The following is a 19,759-nucleotide window of genomic DNA, read 5'->3' on the forward strand; positions in this document are numbered from 1 at the left end:
GAATGGTTGATTTCGACAAGGTTGTTGAGCGTCGCGGCACCGGAAGCTCCAAATGGAGCAAATACGGACCGGATATCCTGCCCATGTGGGTGGCTGACATGGATTTTCCATCTGCCCCTGAAATTGTCGATGCCATTAAATCCCGTCTGGAACATCCGTGTCTCGGTTACGGTGTTGCGCGTGACGAGTTGCGCGCCTGCATCGTAGCCGATCTGCAAACCAAATATGACTGGACGATCACGCCTGAAGACATCGTCTTCCTGCCGGGCGTCGAGCCCGGCTTCAACATGGCGCTGAAGGCCATGCTTTCGCCGGGCGATCGTGTGCTGGTGCAAACACCGGTGTATCGCCCGATCCTCAATGCCCCCGGCCATTGGGACATGAAGCGCATTGACGCGCCGTTGGTCGCCACCGATGGTGGCTACAAGATCGATCTGGACGATTTTTCCGCCAAGCTTAAGCAGTCTAAAGCCTTCTTGTTTTGCAATCCGCAGAACCCCACTGGCAAAGCCTTCACGGGTGATGAAGTCGAAGAAATTGCCGGGCTTTGCAAAAGCAATGGCACGCTGATCATTTCCGACGAAATTCATTGCGATCTGCTGTTGGACGGGAGGAAACATGTTCCCATCGCCTCTCTTTCCTCTGATGCCGCAAGCCGGACGATCACGCTGATGTCAGCAGCAAAGACCTATAATATAGCTGGCTTGAAGACTGCCTTTGCCATTGTCCAAAACAGAGAGATGCGCGAAAAATACGTGCAGTATCGCTTGGGCATGGTCGACAGCGTCAACATACTCGGCCTAGAGGCCACCTTGGCAGCCTACAGCCATGCGGATGTCTGGAAAACGGACATGTTGGCCTATATCCAGTCCAACCGCGATTTCCTCTCGCAAGAGATCGCCACACGCTTTCCACAGATACGGATGATAGAAGCGGAAGCGACTTTTTTGGCTTGGCTAGACTGCTCGGCGCTCAACCTCCCGACCGAACCACAAAGCTTTTACCTGAAACACGGCAAAGTCGGCTTCAGTGCTGGCTCCGAATTCGGCACAGAGTTTTCCGACTACCTGCGAGTCAATTTCGGCTGCCCCCGCGCGCTACTTGAAGAGGCTATCAACAGGATGGCGCGGGCATCAAGTTCTTGCAGGATCGATGCCGACTTGTGACGGCCGAACAGCGGATATGGTCGATCATGCTTGATTTGCCGCCATGCCCAGAGGCATTTCGCCCGTCATTAAAGGCGTGAAACATCGCTGTTTCCAAGTTCGCGATATAGCGAGACGGTGTCATCGGGAGGGTCTTGACCGTCCCGATGACAAAAAGTCATTCAATTTTTTTTCGCTGATGTGGCCTTGGCGGCCTGATCAATGGTATCGGCGATAACCGCTGGCTGCGTCATGAACAAAGCGTGGCTTGCCGACACCTTGGTGATTTTGGCGCCGATGCGTTCGGCCATGTGGATCAACATGGCCTGATCGAAGGCCTTGTCTTCGGTGGCAATAACGGCCCAACTGGGCTTGGCGCGCCATGCGGCATTTTCGAGCTTGGTGCCAAACGCCGACATATTGATCGGAACTTGCGCGTCCCTCATGAACGCAACATCGGCGTCGCTGACGTCATGAGCGAAACCAGCCTTGAACTTTTCCGGGCTGACATAGCCGAAACCATCCTTCGTGGTATCTATAACGAACTCGGACGCGGGCGCGAATCCCACATATTGCTGTGCCGTGGTCTCGCCAGCATCAGGAGAGAGAGCGGAGACATAGACGAGGCCTGCAACCTTCGGATCGACGCCAGCTTCCGTGATGACGGTTCCGCCCCAGGAATGGCCGACGAGAATGACCGGACCATCCTGCCGCTCAAGTGCGCGTTTGGTAGCCGCGACATCGTCTGCAAGCGACGTCAACGGGTTCTGCACGATGGTGACGCGATAGCCGCGTTTCGTCAGATTGTCGTAAACACCTTTCCAGCCGGAACCGTCTGCAAAGGCGCCGTGAACCAGAACGACGTTTCTGACAGATTGATTGTCAGGAACTGCGTGGGCGGCGTTCGCCGCTGGAAGTGCAACCGACAATGACGCTGCAGCTGCGATTGCGGACATGGTGGTGATTGGCTTGCGTGTCATAACTTTCTCCTTTTTTTTTCGATAATTATTATCGCGATATCATTAAATTCACACAGTTTAAGAGGCGCGTCAACATAATTCTTATCGCGATATTGGTTTTCGTGATAAGTCCGATTATATGAATGGCTACAGGAGTTCAAAATGACCCAACGCAATAACGATCCCCCACCCCTGCGCGACCAGCTGTGCTATGCGATTTACACTGCCGGTATTGCAGTTCAGCGCGCTTACAAGCCCCTTCTCGACGAGCTGGGACTGACGTATCCGCAATATCTCGTTCTGAACGTCCTTTGGGCTCAGGACGAGCAAAGTGTGGTGTCCATCGCCGATCAACTTGCCTTGGAATCCAGCACGCTCACCCCGCTCTTGAAGCGTCTTGAAACCGCCGGACATTTACGTCGGACGCGCAACCAAAACAACGAACGACAGGTACTGGTGGCGCTGACAGACCAGGGTCGTGCATTGCAACACCGAGCAGGTTGCCTCAGTGACGCCTTGCTTGCAGCCTCCACCCAAACACCAGCGGAGCTCGCCGCCTTGAACAAAGACGTGCGGCGTCTTCGTGATGCGATCTACTCCCAAATTGGCGGGTGGGACGCACCCGCCTGACCTCGATGCAGGTCGATGGCCGCAACGCTTAGGCGGTCGGAATAGTCCCGCCGTCGATCACATGTTCTGTGCCCGTAATCGACGTTGCTCGATCCGATGCAAGGAACGCGATCAGATCGGCAACCTCTTCCGGCGCGGCCGGTCGTCCTAGCGGTATGCCGCCAAGCGAGTTCATGATGACCTGCACCGCTTCATCATAGCTAATACCGGCTTGCTCAGCGATGCGCAGAGCCAGACCATTGGAACCGGAGCTTGCAATCCAGCCGGGAGAAACCCGCACCACCCTTACGCCCTTCGGAGAAACCTCTTTGGAGAGGCTTTTGCTGTAAGTGTTCAGCGCAGCCTTGGCTGAAGCGTAACCGGTTGTGGCCTCCGGTAACGGAAGATTTCTCTGGATCGAGGTGACGTGGATGACCACGCCACTTCCCTGGGAGACCAGGCCAGGGATCAAAGCACGGTCCAGCCTGACCGCCGGGAAGAAGTTCAGCTTGAACTCCTTATCCCACTCCTCATCCGTGAGCGCAGCAAAGCCGCCTGAAGGAGCCGACGAACCACCCAGTACGTTCACAAGGATATCGAGGCCGCCGAGTTCCCGATGCACCGTGTCAACGACGGCTTGGACCCCAGTCGCTGTGGTCAGGTCGGCTTCAACGAATGCCGCACCGGAGAAATCTGCCGGCTTGGTGCGGGCACTGGTCAGCACACGGGCGCCAAGTTGCTTGAAGAGCGTTACGGTTGCAGCGCCGGCGCCAGATGTGCCGCCGGTGATCAGGGCGCGACGCCCCTGCAGGGTGAGAAACGGTGTCATACGGTTATCTCCAGTTCTGCAACCTTGTCTTCCGTGAGGAGAAAGAAGAAGCGCAGATCAATGGGGCTGCCAGGGAATGTGCCAACGGCATGCGCCGTCACCACGGTTCTTCCGTCTTCAGTCCCGATCAAGAAAGGCTCGATCGTGTAGGTGTATTGCTGGCCTTCATCCGCCATCCAAGTGCGAATGGCATCCCGGCCTTTATGGGTTTTGCCCTTATCTTTCACGCTGCCGTTTTCGGTGAAAGCGGCGGCAACAGCCTTGGGGTCTCCCTCGCGATCCGCGTCGAAATAAGCTTCGATCGCCCTGGGTAATGTAATAGTCATCTGGTCCTCCAATCATGTTGTCAGCCTTGCTGGCTGCAGCGTCGATTTCCATTGGATGTCGATAGGCAATAAGCTAGGCCGAAACGATTGACGTGATAAGCGGGACAAATTAGGATGAGACGTTGCGAAAAGAGGGATAATGACGCGATCTGTTCTTGCTGAGTTGGATGCGGTTCTCAGCATTGCGCGACTAGGGTCGTTCCGGGCCGCCGCGCTGGATCTGGGCATATCCACTACAGCGCTGAGCAATGCCATCGCAAAACTCGAGCAGCGCCTGGGTATCCGGCTGTTCAACCGCACAACGCGCAGCGTCTCGCTGACCGACGCGGGAAGAACGTTTGTCGAGCGGGTCGGACCGGCAATGACAGACATCCACGATGCCATGCTCGCCGCTCAATCGCTTCAGGAGGTTCCGACCGGCACATTGCGCATCAATGCATTTGCGTCTGCAGCACGCGAGGTTATGGAGCCACTCATCCTGTCGTTTATGCAGCGCTATCCTCAGGTGCATGTCGATCTAGTCACAGAGGGAAGGCTTGTCGATATCGTTGCAGCTGGTTTTGATCTGGGCCTCAGGCCGGCTGATCTAGTGCCGAGCGACATGATCGCCGTGCCACTTGGTCTGAAGCGCAGTAACGCAGTTGTTGCATCACCGGATTTTCTGCGCACTCACGGCAAACCCAACGTTCCAGCCGACCTGTATCGGTTTCGCTGCATCCGCGCGCGCCTTCCAAACAACGCCTTGTTTCGGTGGAAATTCGAGAAGGATGGGAATGCGGTCCAGATCGATGTGCAGGGCTCCATAACCCTGGACGAGTCAAGCCTCGTCAGAATAGCCGCCCGGAATGGCGTGGGGCTTGGATATGTCATGGAGCCGGACGTGCGCGAAGACATAGCCGCCGGGCGACTGGTGCGAGTTCTAGAGGACTGGACGCCGTCACTGGCGCCGTTAGCGCTGTATTACCCCGGCAGGAAAAATCCGCCGGCTGCCTTTAGTGCGTTCATTCAGGCTGCTCGGGATTTTGCGAAGAATTAGCCGGAATAAAGGCCGACATGGATGGGTATGAGCGTGCTCGTTCCGGTAGCGTCTAAATTGGTCCTGTCAATCTTAAGCGGAATCGAACAATCTTCCGACATGAACCTCTTTTAAGGCCATCTTCATGAGCGACGAGACCCTCGATGCCTAAAACCGAGTTAACCGCCTCTATGGCAACGCGAGTGACCAAAAATGCAATGATATAAGCTCAACTTTGTCTGATCGGCCGTGCCGGATTGCCAACGACCGTCGCTCCCGCTGCAATGCTGCGTGTAACCACAGCACCAGCACCTATGATAGCTCCATCACCCACAGTCACTCCGCCAAGTATAATGGCGCCCCCTCCTATCCAGACATCCTTACCGATGACGACTGGCCGCGCGCGTTCGAGGCCCGCCTTTCGTAGTACCATATCGCGATGATGTTCCGGGCAGTAGATTTGGACGGAAGGACCTAACATAGTGCCATCACCAATAGATACCGGTGCGGCATCAAGGATAACGCAGCCAGAATTGAGGTACACGCCTCTTCCAAGTGAAATATTCATACCGTATGCGCAATGAAAGGGCGCCTCGATAATGGCTTCCCCAGCGGCGGCGAAAAGCGCACGGAGTTCTGTTGCCATTGCACCACGCTCGTCAGGCGGCATGCTATTGTGGGCATGCACCCCACGCCTTGCTACCATGCGCAACGCATCGAGTTCCGGATCGATACAGCAATACCATTCGCCGGCGTCCATCTTCTCGCGCTCGCTCTTCAATTGCCATCTCCGCTACTACTTCCGGAAAGATTTTTATGACTCGCTGCGGGACGCTGACGCAGCAACATCCACAAGTTACATACTAACAGTGCACGCTTCAAATGAACGCCCGAACAAAGGCTGCATGGTCGTTACAAGTGTCCGTTTGGACGAAGCTGTAGGGGCGGTTGTTCTGAGCTTGCCAACAAGTGCTGTGCCATCTCGTGTCTTCAAAGACGTAGCTGCCGAATACATCAACTCTTTGAATTCATTCAAAGTGACGCCATCGGCTCGCATGACCGCAAGGATCAGCGGATCGCCGAAGATTTCAGCAAGCGTCATCTCGTTTGTCGTGTTGTTCATCGCAGTCTCCTTTCGACCAGCCCCCCTCCTGCAGCGGCCGATTGCTTGACAGGCCTAATGTGGGGTGTTACCAGTAAGTAACATTCGAATAGTTACCGACCGGTCACACCCATGTCAACACCGCTTCAGGATAAAAATGAAACCCGAGAAATCTGATCATGCTACCAAACAGAAGATCGCACCTCGTGACCGGATCGTATCGACGGCCTGTCAACTGTTTCGCGAACATGGGATTCGCGGCATAGGTGTTGATGCCATCGCGGAGGCCGCCTCGACCAACAAGATGACGTTGTATCGACATTTCGGCTCCAAGGACGATCTCGTATGTGAAGCCCTAAAACACAGTTCTCAGGCGCTCGAAAAGGTCTGGGAAGATCTCGAAACAGAGAATCCGGGCAACCCCAGGGCTCAGCTTACGGCTTGGGTAAAAGCACGCGCGCAATGTCTTTCCAGCGAACCTTATGGATGTGATTTGGCCAATGCCGCCGTCGAGCTGAAGGAGCAAGGACACCCGGCGCATGCGATAATAGAAACATTGAAGATGGAACAGCATTCCCGGCTCGTCGATCTTTGTCGTTCGACAGGTGTCAGCGATCCGGAACTTCTGGCTGATACGCTATCGATGCTGTTGGAGGGCGCGCGCGTCAGCAAACTTGCCGTCGGCAAGGAAGGCCCGTCGATGCGGTTTACGCGCGCGTGTGAAGCTGCGCTGGTCTCGTTCGGTCTCGGTGTAGACGCTTCGTCCTGAATTCGGCTGCGGCCCGGAGGAAATGATCTCGAGAGCGCGACGGCGCCAATGTTCAAGCTGCGAGTAATCAGCGTTGTGGTTCCGCTCTACCAGCGCAAGATATGGTTCACACTATCCCAATCAACCGGCGTTTCGAGTATGGCTACCGAGACTGGACATGTCTGATCGAGCATCAGCCAGAGCTCGGTCCAGCCACTGGGGTTATGCTGGTCGTCAGTCGGCATTCCAACATTTCTGCGGGCGTGAGATAGTAGAGCCGGGCGGGCGGGGTCTCCAGTGCATGGATCCACAAGCCGGCGCCGATACCCATTTCGTCTAGATGTCGCGCGACGCGCGCGGTGGTTGCCTGAGCGCTGGACATCGCCTGCTCCGGAGAAGGATGCTCAATGCCGCCACTGCACACCTGATGTACGCCCACCACGGCATCTTTTTCGGCCAATCGTGTCACACCACCGGCAAAGACCATTGGGCAGGAAGAGGCACAAAGCGCCTTTTCCGCAACCTTCGTGGCTTTATTCTTCTCCCCGATCAGCTTGGACATCGCAATAGCATCATCGACCGAACCTCACGGCGAGTTTAAAGAAAGCAATTTGATATACTCGCCACGGGCCTCGACTTCGCTGGTAAAACGGCCTGCTGCGCCGGGGTCGATGGTGCCTTCGGCAACGAGCATCCCAACCGAGACAAGATTGAATGTCATCGGCTTGCGCAAGACTTCCTGCGGGCTCGAGGGTTGGACCGGCGGCGCGCCCGGCGCTCCTGGCGCGGTCGTCGGTGGGAGAAAGGTCGGTACGTCCGGCAGCGTTTCAAGACTTGGTCGTGCCGCTTCGGCCGTGCCGATCTCCCGGATATCGCTCACAAGAAAGGCAGCGGCTGCCGCGAGCAGCAAGTAGAACGCGCCACGCATCAGCACGCCGTCGTCCATGCTGATCAAGGCCCTGAGCGCGGATGCCGGTTTCATGACGCCGGACCTTTGCGCGGCGTTTTGTTGAGACCGAGACTGGTGATGTTGTTGGCCTCCGTCTCGTCCTTTGCGTCTTCAGCTTCGACAATGGCATTTTCCGTGGCTGCACTTCTGTAGCTGGCATCGCTTGAGCGGCTATGGCCTTCTGCATCGCCAGCGTCTGCATCAGTTCTGCCGCGGTGATCCGTTCGGCGAACGGCATGGTCTCTTCCTGCCGACGGATTGCGCCATTCACCACGGCGGGCGCCGCGCGCCCGCCCACTAGCTCTCAGACAGTCAGTATTAATAGTCCTTCAGAAGATTTATTTGATCGTCTTGATCGGATCCTTTGGTGCAGGGTTGAAGCCGACCAGATCGCTTGTCAGCTTGGCATAGGTGCCATCGCTGACCATGTCGGCCAGTGCCTTGTTGACCGCTTCGACCAGATGCGGCTTGCCCATCTTGAAGGCGAAACCCTTCTGGACATGGCTGACGTAATCATCAGTCATCGCCAGCGGCAAGCCGCCAGATTTAATGGCATAGGCCGCAGCGATGGAATCGGTGATGACCGCATCGACATTGCCGTTGACCAGATCCTGCATGGCGTCGGATTCAGCCTTGTAACCCTTGACGGTGGCGCCGTTTTCCTCGGCGATCTTCGTCCAGGACGAGGAAACCAGTGCGCCGACGGGCTTTCCCTTCAGGTCAGCCGCAGTCTTGATCGGAGAATCCTTGGCAGTGACGACACGGCCGCCGGATTCCAGCCAGCCATTGGAGAATGTCACCTGCTTCTGGCGTGCTTCGGTGATGTCCATAGCTGCGCTGATGACGTCATACTGATCTGCCTGAAGGCCGACCAGAAGCGAATCCCATTTGATCAGGACAGGCGTGTATTCAAGGTTCAGCCGCTTTGCGACCTCCTGCATCACGCGGATTTCGAGACCGTCCAGCTTACCATCCGGCGCACGCATGCTGAAAGGCGCATAGGTGCCTTCGGTGGCAACCATGAGCTTGCCCGGCTGCAACAGCTCCAGATCGGCGGCATTAGCACTAGGGGTAATGGCGAGGGTAGCGAAGGCGGCGGCGGCGGCCACGATCAGAGATTTGAATTTCATGTTTCAGTTCCCTTATTGTTGTTGTGCATTCACTGTTCAAAGGCACCGGTCGATGCCCGTGATTTCATAAGACCACGTCGCAGCGATCACGAGAGATTGGCGTAACGGCGCTCAAGCCAGGAGGCGAGCGTGGTGAGGATCGTTGTCAAAGCCAGATAGATCAGCGCAACTGCGATGTAGAACTCGAACGGGCGGAAGGTGGAGGCAATCAGCGTCTGCGCATAGAGCGTCAGTTCCACCACGGTCACGGTCGACAAAAGCGAGGTTGCTGGAGGGTATTGCGCTGTGGGGTGAGTTACGCCCGACCCTGACTAAAGAGGCCGTTGTCGAGCGCGCGCTTCGCTATTGCGATCTGGCCGTCAGTCAGGGCTTGCTGTTCATCCGCAGTCACGTCGATACGTCCGATACGCGGCTTGTGACGGCAGAGGCGCTGATCGAGGTACGCGAGCGCGTAGCACCCTATATTACATTACAGCTCGTCGCCTTTCCTCAGGATGGCTATTACCGTGCCAAAGATGGTGAGGCATCACTGGAACGCGCGCTGGACATGGGCATTGATATCGTCGGCGGAATTCCACATTTCGAACGCACCATGGACGATGGACGACGTTCGCTCGAAGCGCTCTGCCGCATCGCCGCCGAACGCGGCCTTCCGGTCGACATTCACTGCGACGAGACCGACGACCCCATGTCGCGACATATCGAGACGCTTGCCAATGAGACTGTGCGCTACGGTCTACAGGGCCGTGTCGCTGGCTCCCATCTGACCTCGATGCATTCGATGGACAATTACTACGTTTCCAAGCTCATTCCACTGATGGCGGAAGCCGAGATCAATGTGATCCCCAATCCGCTGATCAACATCATGCTCCAAGGTCGCCATGACACCTACCCGAAACGCCGAGGCATGACGCGCGTGCGAGAATTAATGGCCGCCGGTCTCAACGTCTCCTTCGGTCAGGATTGCATGATGGACCCGTGGTACTCAATGGGCTCCGCGGATATGCTGGAAGTTGGACACATGGCCATTCACGTTGCCCAGATGGGTGGCATTGAAGACAAACAGAGAATTTTTGAAGGTCTGACCGTCAACTCCGCGAAGACCATGGGGCTTGAGGGCTACGGATTGGAAGTCGGATGTCACGCAGATCTCATCATCCTGCAGGCAGCCGATGTGACGGAGGCCCTGCGGTTGAAACCAACCCGCTTGTTCGTGCTCAAAAATGGCAAGGTGATATCCCGAAGCGCGCCCCGTATCGGAGAACTGTTTATCGACGGCCGACCATCAAGCATCGACCCTGGTTGCGATTACGTGCCGAGTAGGAGTCCTGAAACTTAAGGTGTGTATTGATTGCCTTGCAAAGATCAGAACCAGAGACACCTAGATGTCGAAGCCTAAACCACTGAAATTCAGTATGTTTTCTCTCTATTGCGATTTGAAACTACCTGGCGAGGCGGTGCATCCTGGTTTTCTGGCAGTAGCGTTTTGTCGAACCATAACTCAGCCGGTTTGCCGGCTGAAGAATGCTTCGTGCGACGATCTGCACTTTAATTTACACCAGAGGCTTGCGTAAGCTGCTTGACGGCCGAAAGAAGTCGTACTGGATGTGGTTTATCTTTCCGCAAATTCACGGACTTGGTCGATCGGTAACTGCCCGCCTTTACGCGATTTCTGGACGTTCTGAAGCAGAAGCCTACTTGAAACATCCGGTTCTTTGACCCGGTTTGGAGGTGCACGCGCGTCATGCTCAGCCATCCCCGCCTCAGTGCACGTGAAATTCTTGGCTCTCCTGATGACCTCAAGTTTCATTCCAGCGTGACGTTATTTGGCATCGCCGCCCAGAGTGGTTCGTCATTCGAGACCGCCCTTCACGTTTTTAATGGGAGCGAAGGCGATCAAGCCAAGCTCGCAGCATTGAAGAACGATGGATGATCAGACGCTTACCGACTTTTGCAAAAGTTAGACTTCAACTGAAACTCGGCCGCGTGAATTAGCTTCCGCGCAAAGCTATTTCAACGGCATCGCGGTGCCCAAACCTGAATTCCGATACGTCAAGGATGCATTTTTGCTCCCTTTACGATCTTATCGACGACCTTCTTTTCGGCTCTAAGTGCCAGTCCTACCAGTTTCGAATTGTGTGGGCCGAAATGGGCGAACACCTCCCTGTTGGCAGCGTCGTGCCCTGTTGAAAACATCTCCTCGATATAAGCCGAGGCTGTAACGTCGCGGTCGAGGACCCGCCTATGGATCGCGCGCAGCGCATCTTGGTCTGCGGCGAGGACCACGATTGGCTGGATCGTCATGGGATTGTAGACATGACCATCCGCATCCCGATATGGTTCGCCGATGATGGCTGGTGTCTGTGCAACGATGCCGCTGGTCAGGAAGGCGGAGACGTTCAACTTCTGCCATGTTGCGAGGTCATTGCGGATAACGATTGCGATCTTGGTGTCGAACATGCGGTTGAACTCCATTCAGGGTATCGAGGGAAAAGAAGACCTAGCTCCGAGCAAGGCGGGCGGTCTTGAACGTTCGTGCAAGGTCGGATTTGCCGACGGCATGCGTGTCGCCACGCCCTCACATGGTGTCGAGCGGATCGAAGCCCGGTTTCATGGCAATGCATTTTCGCCGCATCGTCACGACACCTTTGCGTTGGGGCTGACGCTCCACGGCGTACAGACATTCCGCTATCGCGGGACCGAGCGTTTCAGCAGCCCCGGAAACGTGATCGTGCTGCATCCCGACGAGCTGCATGATGGTGCTGCAGGTACCGAGGATGGGTTGATCTGTCGGATGATCTACCTGCCTCCCGACCTGATTGGCGCAGTCGATGGTTACAGTCACGCCCTTCCATTCGTTCCCGATCCGGTCGTTGCCGACATCGGACTCTGGCAGGCACTGGCGGAGATTCTTGCCGATCTGAGCGAGGACCAAGTGACCTGATCATGGACGACGTCGTGATGCGGCTGGCATCGGGGCTCTCTCGTCAGGCAGGTGCTTCGCCGAGACCGATCGCAAGGTCGGCAAAGTCTGCGGTCCTCCGGGCCCGCGACTTCATCGAGAGCCACCACACAGAAGTCGTTCACTCAGAAGCACTGGAAGCTGCGTCTGGGTTGGACCGTTACGAACTGGCCAGACAGTTTCGCAGAATGCTTGGTACCAGTCCGCATCGATACCTCATCATGCGCAGACTGGAATTGGCGAAACGGTCTATCGCGGCTGGCAAAGGTCTGGCGCAGTCGGCAGCATATGCGGGCTTTGCCGACCAGGCACATTTTACCCGCCATTTCCGCAAAGCCTTCGGCATGACGCCAGGGCACTGGCTGGCAATGCGTTCTGCAAGCTCTGGCTGAGTTTTGATTGTATTTGAACTGCCATCGGACTCGACCAAGCCTGGTGAAGGCGATCGCGGGCGAATACGATCCGCCCGCTTATGCATCACGCTGCGTCGATTACGGGATAGTCCGTGTAACCTTCAGCGCCGCCGCCTGCATAAAAGAGAGCAGGTCTCACGTCATTGAGCGGAGCGCCGGTCTTGAGGCGCTGCACAAGATCCGGGTTGGCGAGCGCCATGACGCCCAGCGCCTCGATATCGGCAAGTCCCGCGGCCACATCGACACCGATCTGTTCACGCAAACGACCGGGGCGGTTGAGGATAAGAGGGCCATCGAAAGATTGGCGGATATCTTCTAAAAGGGTATCTGTGCGGGCATAGAGGATGTGAATATAGGCCAAACCCATCTTGCCGAATTCAACAGCGAGATAGCGGTACAGATCGTCATTATCCTGACCTTCGGCGATACCACCCGTCGCAACACCCGGTGAAAGGCGGATGGCGGTTTTCTGTGGGCCAATGGCATCGACCACCGCGCGCACGACATCAATAGCAAACCGCGCCCGTTTTTTCATCGTGCCACCGTACTGATCGGTGCGATGGTTGCTGTCCGAGGCGAGGAACTGGTGCACCAGATAGCCGTTCGCGCCATGGATTTCGACGCCATCTGCACCGGCTTCGATAGCGCGCTTTGCGGCATAGGCAAAATCCGCAATCGTCTGCTGGACCTCCTCTGTTTCCAGTGCGCGAGGTTGTGACACTGGCTGCATCCCGCTCATCGTGAACATGGAATCTCCGGACGCGATTGCGGAAGGTGCAACGGGCTGGCGATGATGTGGCGTGTTATCAGGGTGAGACCGTCTGCCGACATGCATGAGCTGTATGAATAGGCGCCCATCTGCCGCATGGACGGCGTCAGTGACCTTGCGCCAGCCAGCGACGTGCTCGTCAGTATATATACCAGGGGTCGCCAGGTACCCTTGGCCATCGTCAGACGGCTGGGTTCCTTCGCTAATCAGTAGCCCGAGCGATGCTCGCTGTGCGTAATATTCCGGCGCGAGGTCGCCGGGTGTTCCGTCAGGCTTCGCGCGGCTGCGGGTCATCGGTGCCATGGCCAGACGATGCGGCAGGGTAATCCCGCCAAGTGTGAATGGGCTCCAGATATCGGTCATGAGATTCTCCGGTGAAAGGTGTAGGGGTAGCTGGCGAGCCTCCTCGCCAGTTGCAGTTCAGTAATTTGGCTTGGCTGTCCGTCGGTCTTGTTAGCTGGCCGAAGCAAGGCTCTCCGCAAACTCACGGTAGCTGTGCAGGGGGCGCTTCAGCATCGCCACAAGCCGTTCGACATCGCCTTCATTCGGGATCATGCCGTCGGTCACGTAGCGTTCTGCCATCAAACGCATTTCATAAGCGGTCCACTTTGGCATGAAGCTCGCCATGTTCTGTTCGAAACCGCTCGGATCATCGCCGCCATAAACGATCTCGCGATTGAGGACTTCGGACCAGATCGCAGCCACCTTTGCTCCCGTGAGCGTGTCGGGACCGACAAGATTGATCGTTTCGACTGGCAAGAGTTCGGAGGCCTGATCGCGGCGGATCAACTCGATGGCCGCCACTTCGGCAATATCGCGGGCATCGACCATGGCAACGCCCTTGGAGCCGATCGGCATTGGATAGACGCCGTGATTGAGAACGACATCCTTGATCATGATCTCGTTGTCGATGAAGTAGGTTGGGCGCAGAATCGTGGCGCTGAATCCTATCTCGCTCAGCATACGTTCGCCACCCGCCTTCACAGCAAAATGCGGGACGTTGACGGAGTTTTCGGCGTTAAACACCGAGAGATAAACGACGCGTTCGACACCCACCTCTTTGGCAATGTTGAGGGTGATGAGAGCCTGAGTGAACTCGTCGCCCGTGACAGCATTGAGAAGGAACAAGGTGCGGACACCTTTGAATGCCTCGCGAAGAGCATCGAGGTCGAGCAATTCGCCCTGGGCAATCTCGACGCCCTCCGGAAAGTTTGCCTTCGCGGCGTCGCGCGTCAGAACACGAATCTTGACGTTGCGTTCAATGAGTTGGTTTACGACGTGGCGGCCAACACGGCCGCTGGCACCGATTACGAGAATGGTCATGAATGTAGCTCCTTGTGAGGCCGCTAGGGCGCTGTTGACATCTCCAAAGTTAGATGATCCAAATTTCCTCAAATAGACCTCATTTCTGGACGCATCGTCTCACAGGTGGAACACATGGATTTGCTCGCACTGGCGGATTTCAACCTCGTTGCTAGGCATGGCGGGTTCGGCAAAGCAGCGCGCCATGCCGGGCGGCCAAAAGCCACACTATCCCGACGCGTCGCCGATCTTGAGGCGAGCCTCGATCTTCGGCTTTTCGAAAGGGGGGCACGGGACTTGAAGCTGACGGAAGAAGGACGCGCCCTGTTCGAGCGGACTACGCAACTGCTGACGGAGCTAGAAGAAACCGCAACCGCCATCGCGTCAGGGGGGCAATCACCACGTGGACGTCTGCGCATCAGCGCACCGCTCATGTTTGCGCAGGCGGCCTTGGGAAAGCTGGCGGCAGGCTTTGTGCTGAAACATCCCGAGATGCGGGTCGAGATCGTCGTGGAAGATCGCGCGGTGGATATGATCGAGGAGGCTTACGATCTTGTCATCCGCGTCAATCCTCAACCCGATATCAACCTCGTTGGTCGGCCCTTTCTGCGTGACCGACAGGTCATTGTCGCTGCTCCAGGCCTCGCCTGGCCGGAGCCGGATAAGGCAGTGCCATCAGTGGTTCGCAGTTTGATCGGCAAGCCAGACACCTGGACTGTCGTGACGGATTCAGGGTCTGCAAAGCTTGCGACCACGCCGGTGCTTGGCATGTCGTCGAACACGATGCTGCGGGATGCGGTCTTGATGGGTGCGGGCGTCGCACGGCTGCCGCTTTCTTTGGTCAGCAAAGACATCGCCTCCGGTCGTCTCAACCACTGGGGCGATGTCGAAGGCGCTGAAACGGCGCTTTGGGCGCTCTATCCTTCGCGGCGTCTGCTCAGCGCGCGCGTATCAGCCTTTCTCGATTATCTTAAAGAAGCCTTTCCGCAAGGAACCCCGGAAGAACTCGCTGCCTATTTGAGCTGACGTACGGCGTCGACACCGCTTGGCATATCCAAGCGAAAGCAGCCTATTTAGAGACGAGGTTTGAGCGCTGGTGCGCGCCCGGAATCGCCTGAGTTCGGTTCGCCCTTCGGTTCTATCAAGAGAACCTTCACCTCGTCTCTAGCCCGTGGTCGATGTACCACGCCCTTGGGAACGACAATCAGCTCGCCAGCTCTCACTGTTCGGGACGGCTCGCCTTCGATGTCGAGTTCCATCTCTCCCTCCAACACAAGGAAGAAGTCATCAGTCGTGTCATGCTTGTGGAACGGATATTCGCCCTTGAACTTCACGACCATCACATCGTTCTCGTTGTAATCGGCGATCACATGCGGGTCCCAGTGACCTGAAAACAGGCTAAGCTTCTCGTCGAGATTGATGGATTCCATTTGCTATCCTTTGTTGGCTTGAAAGCGACCGCGACGAAGGAAGGCAATTCAATCAAAGCAAGTCAGCACAACAGTTATGCCAGAAGTCGCACTGGGTATTGAACGATCGTGCAAGCGCAACTGGTTTCCTGCAGAAGTGTTGTGGAAAAGCTTCAGATGGCGGAGCCTTTTCCAGAGCGGAGCATCGTCACTCGTTAACGAGGACGACCTTTCCCTGCATGCTTCCTCGCCCTGCCCGATCATGGGCAGCGCAGGCCGCAGCCATTGGAAACGTGCTGTCGATCACCACCCGGATCGTGCCGTTATCGAGCGGACGACCTGCCTGCGCCAATTGTGCACCATTGGAACGCACCTGAGCCGTTGAGACGACGATCCCGCGTCGTTCAGCCTCTTCATGGCCAGAGAAGCCGAGCGGATTGACCAGATAGAGCGCGCCACCTTTTTTGATGACATTCAGGAAGCGCTCCATGTTGGAGCCACCAACCGCGTCGATTACCAAATCGACATCCCGAATGACCCTCTCGGCTGACTGCTTCGTATAGTCGATGAATGCGTCTGCGCCGAGATTGGCGAGAAGCGCCTCGTGCCTTCCGGAAGCAACTGCAATCACGCGGGCGCCCTTCCATTTTGCCACCTGAACCATCAGGTGTCCGACCCCACCAGCAGCGCCATTCACCAGCACGGTCTTTCCCTTGAGCGGAGCCGGTGCATGGTGGAAATCCTGGAACGGATTCGGTTCATCGTGGCCAAGCTCTACGAGAAACTGCCATGCCGTCAGCAGTGACATTGGAGCGGCGGCGGCCTGCACATGATCGATACCTTTAGGTTTCAGCGCGAGATCCGAGGCTGGGACTTTGACATAGTCGGCATAGGCATTGCTGCCGGTCATGAGATCGTGGGGGAAACGCACCATTCCATAGACCTCGTCACCGACGCCGAATGCTTGGACATCGTCCCCGACTGCGGTGACGTTACCGGAGATGTCTGTTCCCAAGATCAATGGAAAGACGGGGCTGGGTCGCCACTCGGGCGGGAGCGCGCGATAGCCGTCGCGCAAATAAAGATCAGGGGGATTGAGACTTGCCGCACGCACCCGGACAAGAACCTCGCCCTGATCGGCAACAGGCCGTGGAGCCTCTTCGTAACGCAGGACCTCTGTGCCACCAAATTCGTGCAGGCGGACTGCTTTCATCATCTCAGTCATATCGAACTCTTTCAAAAGTATGATTTCATTGATCAGATGTACGCCCATCCTTTGTGATTGATAATAGCGCTCCATTTCGCTTTAATAGTGCCATGAAGGAACAAATAGGAATCGAACGTTTGACCGGCTTGATCGCCTTTGCGCGCGCCGGATCGCTGGGCAGCTATACGGCGGCAGCGCGATCGCTCGCGATCTCGCCGTCAGCGGTCAGTAAAAGCGTCCAGCGACTGGAAAGCCACCTTGGCGTTTCGCTGTTCACCCGAACGACGCGATCTCTTACCCTCACCAATGAAGGACGTGACCTGCATGAACGCGCATTGCGGCTGCTGCGGGATGCTGAGGACATCGAGCAGGCCGCAAAGGCCGCGCGCTCCGAACCGGCGGGAACGTTGCGCATTGCCGCTTCTCTGCCGATAGGTCTGCATGTCATCGCACCTTTGCTGCCCAGGTTTCGCGCACGTCATCCAAAGGTTTCGATCGATCTCAGACTGAATGATCAGAGGGTTGACCTCATCGAAGAGGGAATAGATCTGGCTGTTCGCATCGGCGACCTTCCCGACTCCCAGCTTCTATCACGGAAACTTTCTCCGCATCTGCTTTGCTGCTACGCCTCCCCGGAGTATCTGGCCACGAATGGTACGCCAACCCATCCCGATCATCTTCAGCAGCATCAGACGGTCAACCTGCGCTATCAGAGCAGCGGGCAGTTATTTCGCTGGTCGTTCCAACTCAAAGAGCGAGAAATCGAGATCATACCGTCGTCGGCAATCATAGTCGACGCGAGCGAGGCTGTCGTAGCAACGATCGCAGCGGGAGCGGGAATAGGAATGGCGACGAGCTTCATGGCAGCGCCATGGGTAGCCCGTGGTCAACTGATCCCTGTCCTATCCGATTTCTCTGTTGAACGTCACAACATCACAGCCGTTTGGCCGGAAAGCCGCCGGACCAACCCTGCTGTGAGAGCTTTCCTCAGCATGTTGATGGAGAGTTTCGGTAAGAGGGAGGGATAAGCAAGATCAGTTATAGTTCCTCGTCTGCTGTAAACAGGCTCGTTGACTTGAAAGCGATGAGCCACCATTTGTGCGACATGCCGAAGCGTGAAAAAGATGATATCGAACTGATCAGGACATGGACCCTGCCAGCCACCGTAACAATGGGGTCGGCCGTTCGGGCGAAAGGCGTTCTTCAGGAAATACAAGCAAGGCTGCCTGCGATCTCTAAAAAGTCGATCTCGCTGGAGGGCGTCGATCTCACACTGGCGATGACGGCCAACGAAACGACCTCATTCAACGCGGCAGCGGCTATCGTCGCGAAAGTGGTGGCGGAAGCCGGAACGTTACCGGTCATTCCGCGCGAAATCGAGGACATCCTGACCATCAAGACCAGCGAACGACATCGTTGGCTTGCAGACGGTCGTCTGCCGAGCGCCGGTACGAGGACCGTCAGACTGAACGGACGCGCTCGTCAGATTACATTCCATGTCTTTGACCCCAAGGTCGTGGAAGATCTTCTCGACCGAGGGGCCGCGGAAGAATGGCGGGTGGAAGATGCCGAGGCAAAAGCTGAAAATAGGCAACGGGCTACGTATCAAGCGAAGCTGACGCGGTCGCTCAAGAGGGAGGCTGCAAAGAGGTCTAAGAAGTCTAAAGACGACGCCAAGGATACGCCCCCAAAGCTCGGCGGCTGGGAAGAGTTCGACGTCGACGGACTGCTTCGTTAGATTTGTTTCCTAGCGCGGTGGCGCTCAAGTCAGTTGTCTTAGGCATCCTGCGCTCGCGTCAGCGCGAAACCTTTCGAACTTACCGATAGATGCCATCCCGTAGAGGATTGACTACGGATATCCCGCAAGTGGGCACCAGTCTCACCTCCCCCGCACTCCCTGGTTCGGAGTAGGTTCCGCCGCACGTTGGTCGCATCCGGAAATCTTCCGCAGCTCGCAACGCCACGAAAACGTCAAAGTTCATTCAGGCATGGTTCACGGTGCGGGTCGCTAAATCACATCACCCTCAACGGAGTGATGTAAGATGCGCAAGATAATTTTCAGCGCGGGAATAATTCTAGGTAGTCTGCTTGCCAACGTCGCCAACGCGATGCCGTCAGTTCGTCCATCTGTCCCCTCGGCCTCAGACGTGCAGAAGGTAGACTACGCTTGCGGACGCGGCTTCCACCTTTCACCACGCGGCTATTGCCGACCGAATGGCCCTCCACGTGAGTATCGCGATCGGTGGGATAGACGTGACCGCTGGGAAGCCAGACGAGAATGGCGCGATCGTCGCGAATGGCGAGAACGCCGCGACTACTACGACCGACGCGAATGGCGTGGGCGACATGAATACCGTGACTACAGGTGGTAGTGCCTGGATGCTCGCGCAAATATAAACACACAGCGTGAGAGCGTCGGAAGAGCCGTTCGTCAGGGGTCAATTAAAGCTTTTCCTTCTTAGGGAACCAGAGGCCTGTGATGCCGTTACGTGATCATCCACAAAGGAGGAACACCAATGGATCATACAAACCACGTTCGCCTATCGACGACAGAGCTGACCCCAGAAATTCTGGAAGGTGCAACCGTATATGGCGCAGATGACCATAAGGTTGGAAAGGTCGATCATGTGCATGGCGGAACAGGCGGCCAAGCCATCATCGACGTTGGCGGCTTCCTCGGAATCGGCGCCAAGCCAGTAGCGGTCGCGCTGAGCGATCTTGATTTCATGCGCGACGAGGATGGCGATGTTCATGCTGTGACGTCGTGAACGAAAGACCAGTTAAAAGAGATGCCAGAACATCACCACTGATGTTGTCGGGGTCCGGTCTCAATCGGACCCCATACCTGCCGCTTTTTCCGTGGCCAGAACGAACCAATCAAGAAA

At 56.4% G+C, this 19,759-nt stretch carries 26 protein-coding genes and 2 pseudogenes; 15 read left to right on the forward strand and 13 right to left on the reverse strand.

What is annotated here, in order from left to right:
* The first annotated feature begins 2 nt into the window (after positions 1–2).
* Positions 3–1,166, forward strand: coding sequence for a MalY/PatB family protein (locus AC27VJ_RS22210; RefSeq protein ID WP_113087619.1), 1,164 nt, complete (start codon positions 3–5; stop codon positions 1,164–1,166).
* A gap of 161 nt (positions 1,167–1,327) precedes the next feature.
* Here AC27VJ_RS22210 and AC27VJ_RS22215 read toward each other — a convergent pair whose 3' ends face one another.
* Positions 1,328–2,125: an alpha/beta hydrolase gene (locus AC27VJ_RS22215; RefSeq protein WP_113087620.1), complete on the reverse strand. Its 798-nt coding sequence runs from the start codon at positions 2,123–2,125 to the stop codon at positions 1,328–1,330.
* Between the two features lie 141 nt (positions 2,126–2,266).
* Between AC27VJ_RS22215 and AC27VJ_RS22220 the strand changes: the two genes are divergently transcribed.
* Entirely contained in the window at positions 2,267–2,734 is a 468-nt protein-coding gene (locus AC27VJ_RS22220; RefSeq protein WP_113087628.1) for a MarR family transcriptional regulator, read from the forward strand.
* Positions 2,735–2,762: 28 nt separating this feature from the next.
* Here AC27VJ_RS22220 and AC27VJ_RS22225 read toward each other — a convergent pair whose 3' ends face one another.
* Positions 2,763–3,542 carry an SDR family oxidoreductase gene (locus AC27VJ_RS22225; protein ID WP_488685853.1) on the reverse strand — a complete coding sequence of 260 codons (780 nt, stop codon included), beginning with the start codon at positions 3,540–3,542 and terminating at the stop codon, positions 2,763–2,765.
* A complete protein-coding gene (locus AC27VJ_RS22230) occupies positions 3,539–3,868 on the reverse strand; it encodes a nuclear transport factor 2 family protein (RefSeq protein ID WP_113087622.1) in 330 nt (109 codons plus the stop codon). The genes AC27VJ_RS22225 and AC27VJ_RS22230 overlap by 4 nt, the downstream gene beginning before the upstream one ends.
* Positions 3,869–4,007: 139 nt before the next feature.
* Here AC27VJ_RS22230 and AC27VJ_RS22235 point away from each other — a divergent pair, with 139 nt between their 5' ends.
* A complete protein-coding gene (locus AC27VJ_RS22235) occupies positions 4,008–4,904 on the forward strand; it encodes a LysR family transcriptional regulator (RefSeq protein ID WP_113087623.1) in 897 nt (298 codons plus the stop codon).
* A gap of 208 nt (positions 4,905–5,112) precedes the next feature.
* Here AC27VJ_RS22235 and AC27VJ_RS22240 read toward each other — a convergent pair whose 3' ends face one another.
* Together AC27VJ_RS22240 and AC27VJ_RS22245 are read right to left on the reverse strand one after the other, a co-directional pair.
* Positions 5,113–5,664 carry a sugar O-acetyltransferase gene (locus tag AC27VJ_RS22240; protein WP_488685854.1) on the reverse strand — a complete coding sequence of 184 codons (552 nt, stop codon included), beginning with the start codon at positions 5,662–5,664 and terminating at the stop codon, positions 5,113–5,115.
* Between the two features lie 75 nt (positions 5,665–5,739).
* Positions 5,740–6,006, reverse strand: coding sequence for a hypothetical protein (locus AC27VJ_RS22245; protein ID WP_488685855.1), 267 nt, complete (start codon positions 6,004–6,006; stop codon positions 5,740–5,742).
* A gap of 136 nt (positions 6,007–6,142) precedes the next feature.
* Between AC27VJ_RS22245 and AC27VJ_RS22250 the strand changes: the two genes are divergently transcribed.
* The gene (locus AC27VJ_RS22250; protein WP_488685856.1) at positions 6,143–6,754 is read left to right on the forward strand and encodes a TetR/AcrR family transcriptional regulator; all 612 of its coding nucleotides are present in this window, start codon (positions 6,143–6,145) and stop codon (positions 6,752–6,754) included.
* A gap of 172 nt (positions 6,755–6,926) precedes the next feature.
* On the opposite strand, the pseudogene AC27VJ_RS22255 reads toward AC27VJ_RS22250, so the two are convergent.
* A pseudogene (locus AC27VJ_RS22255) lies at positions 6,927–7,715 on the reverse strand (COG3904 family protein).
* Positions 7,716–7,845: 130 nt separating this feature from the next.
* Here AC27VJ_RS22255 and AC27VJ_RS22260 point away from each other — a divergent pair.
* Positions 7,846–7,983 carry a hypothetical protein gene (locus tag AC27VJ_RS22260; protein WP_488685857.1) on the forward strand — a complete coding sequence of 46 codons (138 nt, stop codon included), beginning with the start codon at positions 7,846–7,848 and terminating at the stop codon, positions 7,981–7,983.
* A 37-nt stretch (positions 7,984–8,020) separates the two neighbouring features.
* Here AC27VJ_RS22260 and AC27VJ_RS22265 read toward each other — a convergent pair whose 3' ends face one another.
* Complete coding sequence (locus AC27VJ_RS22265) at positions 8,021–8,812, reverse strand: transporter substrate-binding domain-containing protein (protein ID WP_488685858.1); 792 nt, start codon at positions 8,810–8,812, stop codon at positions 8,021–8,023.
* Positions 8,813–8,898: 86 nt separating this feature from the next.
* Entirely contained in the window at positions 8,899–9,069 is a 171-nt protein-coding gene (locus AC27VJ_RS22270) for a hypothetical protein (RefSeq protein WP_488685859.1), read from the reverse strand.
* A gap of 8 nt (positions 9,070–9,077) precedes the next feature.
* Here AC27VJ_RS22270 and AC27VJ_RS22275 point away from each other — a divergent pair.
* From AC27VJ_RS22275 to AC27VJ_RS22285, 3 genes and pseudogenes are all read left to right on the forward strand, one after another.
* Positions 9,078–10,151, forward strand: a pseudogene (locus AC27VJ_RS22275) (cytosine deaminase); the annotation flags it as partial.
* A gap of 266 nt (positions 10,152–10,417) precedes the next feature.
* A complete protein-coding gene (locus tag AC27VJ_RS22280; protein WP_488685860.1) occupies positions 10,418–10,531 on the forward strand; it encodes a DUF1810 family protein in 114 nt (37 codons plus the stop codon).
* A gap of 25 nt (positions 10,532–10,556) precedes the next feature.
* Entirely contained in the window at positions 10,557–10,745 is a 189-nt protein-coding gene (locus AC27VJ_RS22285; protein ID WP_488685861.1) for a DUF1810 family protein, read from the forward strand.
* A gap of 119 nt (positions 10,746–10,864) precedes the next feature.
* Here AC27VJ_RS22285 and AC27VJ_RS22290 read toward each other — a convergent pair whose 3' ends face one another.
* Positions 10,865–11,272 carry a DUF2000 family protein gene (locus tag AC27VJ_RS22290; protein ID WP_488685862.1) on the reverse strand — a complete coding sequence of 136 codons (408 nt, stop codon included), beginning with the start codon at positions 11,270–11,272 and terminating at the stop codon, positions 10,865–10,867.
* Here AC27VJ_RS22290 and AC27VJ_RS22295 point away from each other — a divergent pair.
* Both AC27VJ_RS22295 and AC27VJ_RS22300 read left to right on the forward strand, forming a co-directional pair.
* The gene (locus tag AC27VJ_RS22295; RefSeq protein WP_488685863.1) at positions 11,271–11,756 is read left to right on the forward strand and encodes an AraC family ligand binding domain-containing protein; all 486 of its coding nucleotides are present in this window, start codon (positions 11,271–11,273) and stop codon (positions 11,754–11,756) included. The two genes, AC27VJ_RS22290 and AC27VJ_RS22295, sit on opposite strands and share 2 nt — an antisense overlap.
* A gap of 2 nt (positions 11,757–11,758) precedes the next feature.
* A complete protein-coding gene (locus tag AC27VJ_RS22300; protein WP_488685864.1) occupies positions 11,759–12,166 on the forward strand; it encodes a helix-turn-helix transcriptional regulator in 408 nt (135 codons plus the stop codon).
* Between the two features lie 85 nt (positions 12,167–12,251).
* Here AC27VJ_RS22300 and AC27VJ_RS22305 read toward each other — a convergent pair whose 3' ends face one another.
* Together AC27VJ_RS22305 and AC27VJ_RS22310 are read right to left on the reverse strand one after the other, a co-directional pair.
* On the reverse strand, positions 12,252–13,319 hold the full coding sequence (locus AC27VJ_RS22305) for an alkene reductase (protein WP_488685865.1): 1,068 nt from the start codon (positions 13,317–13,319) through the stop codon (positions 12,252–12,254).
* A 90-nt stretch (positions 13,320–13,409) separates the two neighbouring features.
* A complete protein-coding gene (locus AC27VJ_RS22310) occupies positions 13,410–14,279 on the reverse strand; it encodes an SDR family oxidoreductase (protein ID WP_488685866.1) in 870 nt (289 codons plus the stop codon).
* A 114-nt stretch (positions 14,280–14,393) separates the two neighbouring features.
* Here AC27VJ_RS22310 and AC27VJ_RS22315 point away from each other — a divergent pair, with 114 nt between their 5' ends.
* Complete coding sequence (locus AC27VJ_RS22315; protein ID WP_488685867.1) at positions 14,394–15,284, forward strand: LysR family transcriptional regulator; 891 nt, start codon at positions 14,394–14,396, stop codon at positions 15,282–15,284.
* 47 nt (positions 15,285–15,331) lie between these two features.
* Here the strand turns inward: AC27VJ_RS22315 and AC27VJ_RS22320 are convergent, their stop codons facing one another.
* Positions 15,332–15,688: a cupin domain-containing protein gene (locus tag AC27VJ_RS22320; protein WP_113085895.1), complete on the reverse strand. Its 357-nt coding sequence runs from the start codon at positions 15,686–15,688 to the stop codon at positions 15,332–15,334.
* A gap of 187 nt (positions 15,689–15,875) precedes the next feature.
* Positions 15,876–16,892, reverse strand: coding sequence for an NADP-dependent oxidoreductase (locus tag AC27VJ_RS22325; RefSeq protein WP_488685868.1), 1,017 nt, complete (start codon positions 16,890–16,892; stop codon positions 15,876–15,878).
* Between the two features lie 92 nt (positions 16,893–16,984).
* Here AC27VJ_RS22325 and AC27VJ_RS22330 point away from each other — a divergent pair, with 92 nt between their 5' ends.
* The 4 genes from AC27VJ_RS22330 to AC27VJ_RS22345 all read left to right on the forward strand — a co-directional run bounded on the left by AC27VJ_RS22330 (position 16,985) and on the right by AC27VJ_RS22345 (position 19,642).
* Positions 16,985–17,902: a LysR family transcriptional regulator gene (locus AC27VJ_RS22330; RefSeq protein ID WP_488685869.1), complete on the forward strand. Its 918-nt coding sequence runs from the start codon at positions 16,985–16,987 to the stop codon at positions 17,900–17,902.
* Positions 17,903–17,979: 77 nt separating this feature from the next.
* On the forward strand, positions 17,980–18,612 hold the full coding sequence (locus AC27VJ_RS22335; protein WP_488685886.1) for a hypothetical protein: 633 nt from the start codon (positions 17,980–17,982) through the stop codon (positions 18,610–18,612).
* 304 nt (positions 18,613–18,916) lie between these two features.
* Positions 18,917–19,246, forward strand: a complete 330-nt coding sequence (locus AC27VJ_RS22340; protein ID WP_113171232.1) for a GCG_CRPN prefix-to-repeats domain-containing protein — start codon at positions 18,917–18,919, stop codon at positions 19,244–19,246.
* A gap of 144 nt (positions 19,247–19,390) precedes the next feature.
* Positions 19,391–19,642: a PRC-barrel domain containing protein gene (locus AC27VJ_RS22345; protein ID WP_488685870.1), complete on the forward strand. Its 252-nt coding sequence runs from the start codon at positions 19,391–19,393 to the stop codon at positions 19,640–19,642.
* The last annotated feature ends 117 nt before the right edge of the window (positions 19,643–19,759 follow it).

The organism is Agrobacterium sp. 20P9.1.2, assembly GCF_057799395.1.